The organism is Nonomuraea sp. NPDC049607, from assembly GCF_040675375.1.
Taxonomy (GTDB): Bacteria; Actinomycetota; Actinomycetes; order Streptosporangiales; family Streptosporangiaceae; genus Nonomuraea.
The window spans coordinates 386,235-392,779 of record NZ_JBFAOV010000006.1 but is presented as its reverse complement, the minus strand read 5'-3'; the positions used below and the strand labels follow the sequence as shown (position 1 = coordinate 392,779).

At 71.3% G+C, this 6,545-nt stretch carries 8 protein-coding genes and 1 pseudogene; 5 read left to right on the top strand and 4 right to left on the bottom strand.

Annotation, left to right across the window (positions count from 1 at the left end; translation table 11 throughout):
* Positions 1-634, top strand: a pseudogene (locus AB0J97_RS15820) (AfsR/SARP family transcriptional regulator); the annotation flags it as partial.
* A 306-nt stretch (positions 635-940) separates the two neighbouring features.
* Here AB0J97_RS15820 and AB0J97_RS15815 read toward each other — a convergent pair.
* On the bottom strand, positions 941-1,315 hold the full coding sequence (locus AB0J97_RS15815) for a YbaB/EbfC family nucleoid-associated protein (RefSeq protein WP_364088778.1): 375 nt from the start codon (positions 1,313-1,315) through the stop codon (positions 941-943).
* Positions 1,316-1,325: 10 nt separating this feature from the next.
* A complete protein-coding gene (locus tag AB0J97_RS15810) occupies positions 1,326-1,715 on the bottom strand; it encodes a YbaB/EbfC family nucleoid-associated protein (protein ID WP_364088775.1) in 390 nt (129 codons plus the stop codon).
* 84 nt (positions 1,716-1,799) lie between these two features.
* Here AB0J97_RS15810 and AB0J97_RS15805 point away from each other — a divergent pair, with 84 nt between their 5' ends.
* Genes AB0J97_RS15805 through AB0J97_RS15795 form a run of 3 tightly spaced genes read left to right on the top strand, consistent with a single transcriptional unit; the run spans position 1,800 to position 3,667 of the window.
* The gene (locus AB0J97_RS15805; RefSeq protein ID WP_357699622.1) at positions 1,800-2,114 is read left to right on the top strand and encodes a hypothetical protein; all 315 of its coding nucleotides are present in this window, start codon (positions 1,800-1,802) and stop codon (positions 2,112-2,114) included.
* Complete coding sequence (locus AB0J97_RS15800) at positions 2,105-2,989, top strand: hypothetical protein (RefSeq protein WP_364088771.1); 885 nt, start codon at positions 2,105-2,107, stop codon at positions 2,987-2,989. Before AB0J97_RS15805 ends, AB0J97_RS15800 begins: the two co-directional genes overlap by 10 nt.
* Positions 2,990-2,995: 6 nt before the next feature.
* Positions 2,996-3,667, top strand: a complete 672-nt coding sequence (locus AB0J97_RS15795) for a hypothetical protein (RefSeq protein WP_364088768.1) — start codon at positions 2,996-2,998, stop codon at positions 3,665-3,667.
* A gap of 469 nt (positions 3,668-4,136) precedes the next feature.
* Here the strand turns inward: AB0J97_RS15795 and AB0J97_RS15790 are convergent, their stop codons facing one another.
* On the bottom strand, positions 4,137-4,574 hold the full coding sequence (locus tag AB0J97_RS15790) for a PPOX class F420-dependent oxidoreductase (RefSeq protein WP_364088765.1): 438 nt from the start codon (positions 4,572-4,574) through the stop codon (positions 4,137-4,139).
* 219 nt (positions 4,575-4,793) lie between these two features.
* Between AB0J97_RS15790 and AB0J97_RS15785 the strand changes: the two genes are divergently transcribed.
* A complete protein-coding gene (locus tag AB0J97_RS15785; RefSeq protein WP_364088762.1) occupies positions 4,794-4,934 on the top strand; it encodes a hypothetical protein in 141 nt (46 codons plus the stop codon).
* A 200-nt stretch (positions 4,935-5,134) separates the two neighbouring features.
* Here the strand turns inward: AB0J97_RS15785 and AB0J97_RS15780 are convergent, their stop codons facing one another.
* Positions 5,135-6,538 carry an MFS transporter gene (locus AB0J97_RS15780; RefSeq protein WP_364088760.1) on the bottom strand — a complete coding sequence of 468 codons (1,404 nt, stop codon included), beginning with the start codon at positions 6,536-6,538 and terminating at the stop codon, positions 5,135-5,137.
* Between the last annotated feature and the right edge of the window lie 7 nt (positions 6,539-6,545).

Genomic DNA, 6,545 nt, shown 5'->3' with positions numbered 1-6,545 from the left:
CGCCGGGGGGCTGCCCGTGGTGGGCGCCACGGTGGCCGTGGTGGGGGTGGGGGGGGGCCCGCCCCAGCACAACGGGCTGCTCGGCGCCGCGGGGGGCTGCCCCCGGCCATGGCCGGTGGCGCAGCGGCACGCCGACGGGATCGTCTGGCCGGACTCCCTGGCCGAGCTGGCGCTCAAGCAGGCGCAGCTCGCCCACTGGCGCGGCGAGCCGGACAAGGTGCGCGAGCACCTGGCCTCGGTGCAGGAGCTGCTGGGGCGCACGGAGATGGTCAGCTCGGTACGCGCCAAGATCATGGACCTGTACGGCTACCTCACCGACGACGTCGAGCAGGCCCGCGCGTACCGGCGGCAGGCGTTCGAGGCGGCGATGGAGAACATGTACCCGCCCACGATCGCCGAGTCGCTGGTCGGGATCGCCGACGTCGCGCTGCGTGAAGGCCGGTACGAGCAGGCCGCGCGGCTGATCGCGGCGAGCGACGCCGTACGCGGCACCCCGGACCGCTCCCTGCCGGACGCCGCCCGCATCGCCGAGGAGACACGCGAACACCTCGGCGAGACCGCGTTCGCCGAGGAGACCCTCGACGGCCGCCGACGAGACCTCCGCGAACTGGCGGAGATCACCCTCACCCGCTGACCCGTCCGGACTGGCGCAGGCTCAGGTGAGCGTGGGCAGTTCGGGGTGAGGTGCCGGCGGTGCCGGTTCCGTGGAAGGCAGGGGAAGGCGCGGTGCGGCAGCCACGTCATCGGGCTCGTGCCGGTCGCCGCCCGCAGGGTGCGGTGGAAGCCGGGACCGTCCGCCGAGCACTCCGGCTTCGCGCCGAGACGGCCGGACCGGAGTCGACGGGATCCCGGCGTTCGCTCTGCGCCGGGAGGACAGTCGGGTCGCGGCCGCCCCCGCACCCTGGCCTGCTCCGCCGCGCTCAGGACCGGCTGTTCACGCCTACTCGCTGCCGAGCAGCCGTTCCAGCTCGGCCTGCGTCCGGTCCGGGTCGTAGCCGGGGACGGCCTCGCGCATGAGGTCGTGGGTGCGCCGCCGGCCGTCGGCGGCCGCCGCCCGTACCGCCGCGAGCGTCTCCTCGGCCAGGTCGTGGCCGCCCAGCCGCAGGGCGCGCTGGTCGTAGCGCACGTCGAGGACGCGTCCGTCCGCGTCGACGGTCACCCGTACATGGCCCGACGGCCCCTCGCCGGTGCCGATGACGGCCCGCAACTCCTCCTGCGCCGACTCCAGCCAGGCCAGCATGCGCTCGCCTCGTCGGGCGGCCTCGTCCAGCTCGCGTTCGCTGATGTTGGCGGGGTCGATCTCCGGCCCGAACACGCTCGGCCTCCTAGTAAAGGTCGTTGATTGCCTGCTCGACCCGCGCACGTACGAAGGTCTCGTCCAGAGGCGCCGGCACGGCGGCGGTGGTGTCCCGCACCCCGTCGGCGATCTGCCGCGCCTGCCGCGCGGCGTCGTCCTGCGCGGCCCGCAGTACCTCGGCGGTCTTCCTGCCGAGCGCGGCCTCGTCGAGCCGCAGCGCCCGCGGGTCGATGCGCAGGCGGGTGGGGACGCCGTGGCCGTCGGCGGACGCCTCGACCAGGCCGTCGTCGCTCTCCGCGCGGCCCTCCACCTGATCGATGGACGCGCGGGCGTCGTGCAGCGCCTGGATGGCGCGGCGGCTCTGGGCGACGTACTGGTGCAGGTACTCGGCGTCGTCCTCCGGCGCTGGTGAACGCATGTCGACCTCCGACAGCCAATCGAGTGAACGTTCAGTGTAGAGGTAAACGTCTGTGACGGAATTGACTGGATATGCTTTCTGGACATGACGGGATTTGAGATCGCCACGGGGGCGCTGGGACGGGACGGCACGTACGTCACCGGTCATGGGGCGAACTACGACGCCGCGGTCATGCGGCTGCGGCAGCGGGGGAGCGGCGCCCGCACCTTCGGCGGCGACGGGCTGTTCGCCACCATCATCGCCTCCTACAACGAATGCCTGCAGACCTCGCTCGACGCGCTGACGGGGATCGGCGGGCAGATCGCCGAGACGGGCGAAGGACTGCGTACGGTGTCGAGGAACACCCAGGCGGCGGAGAGCGCCACCATCGAGAGCCTCGAGAGCCCTGCATGGCGGTGACTCTCGACCCGCAGGTGGCGGGCTTCCTCAACCTCATCGGTTTCCCCTGGCCGAACGACAACGAGGACGAGTGGCGCCTTGAGGCCGACGACTGGCGCGTCGTCATCGCCGCGTCGGACAGCCAGGGGGCGGCGGCCGGCGAGACGATGCGCAGCGCGCAACAGGTCTACCAGGGCGACTCGGCCACACACCTGGCGAGCCACTGGAACCAGGTCGGCGACGGCGGCGGCCACATCTCCCAGGCCGCCTCCGCGGCGAAGGTCGCTCCGGCCGTCCTCGACGGCACCGCGAACGTGGTCAGCGCGGTCAAGCTGGCCGTGGGCACGCAGGCCGCCTACGGACTGACCGTCGCCACCCAGGCGTTGCTGTTCGGCGGCGCGGCGGGCGGCATGCTCGCCCTGGCACGCATGCAGATGACCCGCCACGCCGTGGGCAAGGTGGCGATCGAAGGCGCCGAGGGCACCGCCAGGGGGCTGGCCCCGGTGCTGAGCGGCCGGGTGACCGAGAAGATGCGCCGCATCATGAAGGAGATGGAGAGGCGGCCGCACGCCCGCGACGGCATGCTCCAGATCCGGCGCAGACGCGGCGGCGGCGGTGGCAACAAGGGCGGGAAGGGCGGCGGCTACGACCCGAACGCCTCGGCGAGCTACGACTCGGCCGCGCAGCGCATGCACGGCAGGTTGCCCGACAGCAGCGACGTCAGCAAGATGACACCGGAGCAGGCCAGGCAGGCTGCGGCGGAGGTCAAGGACAGCATCCTGACGCGGAAGATGAACGAGGCCCGGCTCGGCCGGGACCCCGGCCACGCCGCCCGGCTGGAGAACGAGCAGAAGCTCCTGAACGACCTTGAGCGCAAGGCCAACGAGGGGAAATAACGCGAGATGCAGACACAGACGGGCGACGCCCTGATGGCGCGCATCCTCGCCCGCCCCATCGACGACGAGGCTCTCGGCCAGGCCGCCAACGACCTGCTCGACGAGCTGTTCGGCGGCTATCCCGTCGAGAACCTGCGCATCCTGCTGCGCAGCGGCGACGACGACGCCGTGCAGACCGGGGCCTGGCTGCTGTCGGAGCTGGGCGAGCAGGCCGCGCCGCTGCTGGACGAGGTCCCCCGCCTGCTGGCCCACCCGCGGCACCAGGTGTGTTTCCACGCCGTGGAGTTCGTGCTGCTGGCCGCGGACGAGCGGCACGCCGACCTCATCGCCCAGACCCTCACCCTGAGCCGGGCCTCCGACACCTCCATCCGCTGGAAGCTCCTGAACTTCCTGGCGGCGGCCTCGACCGAACAGCTCATGGCGGGGCTGTCCCGGCTGGCCGACCCCGAGGTCGGGCGGCTCACGGCCGGGCTGATCGCGTCCGACACCGAGGATCCCGACCCGGGCGAGGTCGTCGCCGCGCTGGAGGGCGACGACCCGATGGCCCGCCTGTTCGCCGCGGCGATCGCGACGCGCATGGCCGAGGACGACGCGGCGCTGCTGCGTCTCGCCGCCAGGGTGGGTGACGAGGAGGTCAGCTCGTTCGCGCAGTGGCAGCTCATGAGACTCCAGGAGTAGGCGTCCTGCTCCCGAGCGTGTCCTCAGCCCCAAGGTAGATCGGCCGCCGCAGGTCAGGGACCTTGGCTTTCCGCTCTGACCCGCCTGTTCCGAGGCCGGGTTTCGGCATGGTCCGGCGGCTCGTTTACCGGGACCGGATTGGCGGGCCACACCATCTCATCGCGCTGACCTGCGGTTGCGCCGTTCAGGAGACACCGGGCAGAACCCAGGTTCTGTCGGGGCGCTGGCCCAGATGGCGACTGGGGACACGTTTGGGAGCGGAGGGCCCGTAGGGCCGGGCCGGAAAGTCCAGAAATCCCTCGCGTACGCGCGCGTGGACCTGTCGGGAAAGCCGGGAAACCCCTGGCGGGAGAGCTACGCACGGAGAGAGTTCCCCGGCCCCCTCGCTGTTCAAGGGGGCCGGGGGATCTCTCTGTGCTGAGGCGTCCCGCTCCCCAGCATGTGCCCAGGCCCAAAGTAGATCGGGTGGTCAGATGTTGCGGGAGTTGTAGCCCTGAAGGTGGGAGCCGCTTTCGAAGGATGGTTCGCTGATCGGCTCCAGGTTCCAAGCGATCACACGGTGCGGTCGGATGCACAGGGTCTCGTGGTCGAATGCCGGGTGGAGCGGCGGGTCCAGGAAGAGGATCTCAGCGTGGCCGCGCAGTTCGATGCCGCGGCCGGTCTGACCGATGGCGTTGGGCGTCGCTGACTGGTCGTCGATGACGAGGGAGACCCGGGGATCGGCCAGGACATTCTTGTACTTGCGGCTCTTGGTCAGCTCCGGGCCGCCGATCCGGACGGTCTCGTTCTCGGGGTCGAACCAGATCGCGACCGGCTGAATCTGGGGGGACCTGTCTGGGGCGAGGGTCGCCAGGCGGCCGAGTCCTTGGTTTGACAGGTACGCGCGCTCTCCGCCCGTGAAAATCATGGGATCAGTTTGCGACCTCAACCACGCTTGAGGTCAAGCGCTTCGGCCGAGCACGACGTCCGAGGGCGTTCGCGGCCAGAGAGTCGCCCGGTTGGATCTGCGAGATCTTGATCCCCGCCAAGAACACCTCGAAGTGCTGGGGGTGGATGCTGGAGGGTTCCGGGGCCGGTTGGGACGGTCCCGGACGCCCTACTTCGTGAGCACACGGGGCAGGTGCGCGTGGCGGTGGTGGACGTCGACGGCCTGGCCGTGCTCGCGCAGTCGGGCGGCCAGGATCTCGACCAGGCCGGCCGCGCGGTGCTTGCCGCCGGCGATGCTGCGCGGCCCGCTCAGTTGCGCGAGCTGGGGCTGACCCCCTGAGCGTCCCTGGTCCGCACCACAAGCAGGTGTAGGCGGTGACGGCCTACGCACGGCACGGGCCGTCACCATGTCCTCAAAAGCAACGGTGCAGTTCAATGACGCGTGGGGGCGATAAAGCGAGTCGCCTGGCGCACGTTCTCCTGAAGGTGTCCGGCTTCCCGGTTGCCGTGCTCGGGTGAGAGCGCGCGGCCGTGTGCTGCTCAGGCACGGGTGGCCGAGTCGTCCTTGGCGCGGGGTGCGGCGGCCAGGGCAGCGGCCAGGCATATCGCGGCTGCGGCGAGGGCGATGATCACGCCGGTTCGGGTGCCGGATGCGGTGAGCAGGAGCCAGCCGAAGACGGCAGCGCCGAGCGAGCCACCGAGCTGCCGGGCGAAGGTGAGGGCGCCCATGGTAGAGCCGATCTGGTGCGGCTGGGCGCGTCCCTGGGCGATCAAAGTGTAGGCCTGCATGGACAGGCCCAGGGCGCTGCCGGCCAGCGCCATGCCCGCGATCGCCAGCGGGATGCTGACCAGGCGCGGCGCGTCGTGGAGGGCCGGGAGCACGGCCAGAGCGGCCATGCCGGCGATCCCCAGGACAAGCGCGATACGGCCCCAGCGCCACAGGGCCGGGTAGCGGCGGGCCAGGATGGAGAACATGGTGGTGGCCGCTAGCTGACCAGTGGTCAGCGCTAGCAAGAGCAGCCCCGTCTCGCCACTGCCGGCGCCGGTCCCCTCCTTGATGGCCAGCGGGATGAAGGCGAACGTGCCGAACAGCGCGATGCCGGCCAGGCCTGTTGAGGCGATGCTGCGAGCCACCGCGCGATCGCCGAACAGGGCGGGTGGAATCAGGGGCTCGGCAGCGCGGCGCTCGGTCTTGGCGAAGAGCAGTGCGCAGACGGCCACGGCGGCGAGCACGGCCGCCGTGCCCCACGGGTTGCGGGCCAGCGACTGCATGGAACCGAGCGTGACCACGCTGCCGCCGATCACCGTGATCAAGGCGGCGCCCCGCGTGTCGAACGAGCTGCGGTTACGGTCCTGCGGCCGGCCGGGCAGCCCGCGCTGCGACAGCGCCGCTGCCGCAGCGCACAGCGGGAGATTGACCAGAAAAATCCAGCGCCAGCCGGGCCCGGCAGCCAGCAGACCGCCCAGCGGGGGTCCGGCCAGCGAGGAGAGCGCGAAGACGCCGGTGAGATGGCCCTGGCGTCGAACCAGTTCCTCGCGGGTGAACATCTGCGCCAGGGCGCTGATCGCGGTGACCACCAGTCCGCCCCCGCCGATGCCCTGGATGGCCCTCGCCGCGATCAGGACGGGCATGGACGGTGCCAGCGCGCAGGCCAGTGAGCCTGCGGCGAAGGCTATGAGAGTGCCGTTGAAGACGGTTCGCCTGCCCAGCAGGTCGCCCAGTTTCCCGTGGATGGGCGTGGAGACCGTGACGGCGAGCAGGTAGACGGCGGTGATCGCGGCGATGGCTCCGCCAGCTTGCAGGTCGGCCGAGATGGCAGGCAGCGCGGCGACCACGATATTCGTGTCGAGCTGGGCCATCAGCATGCCCATGAGCAGGGCGGCGAAGGCGAGTGGTGTCGCCCGTGGCGGCCCGGCGGCGACGGGGGGAGTAGATGTGTGCATATCGCAC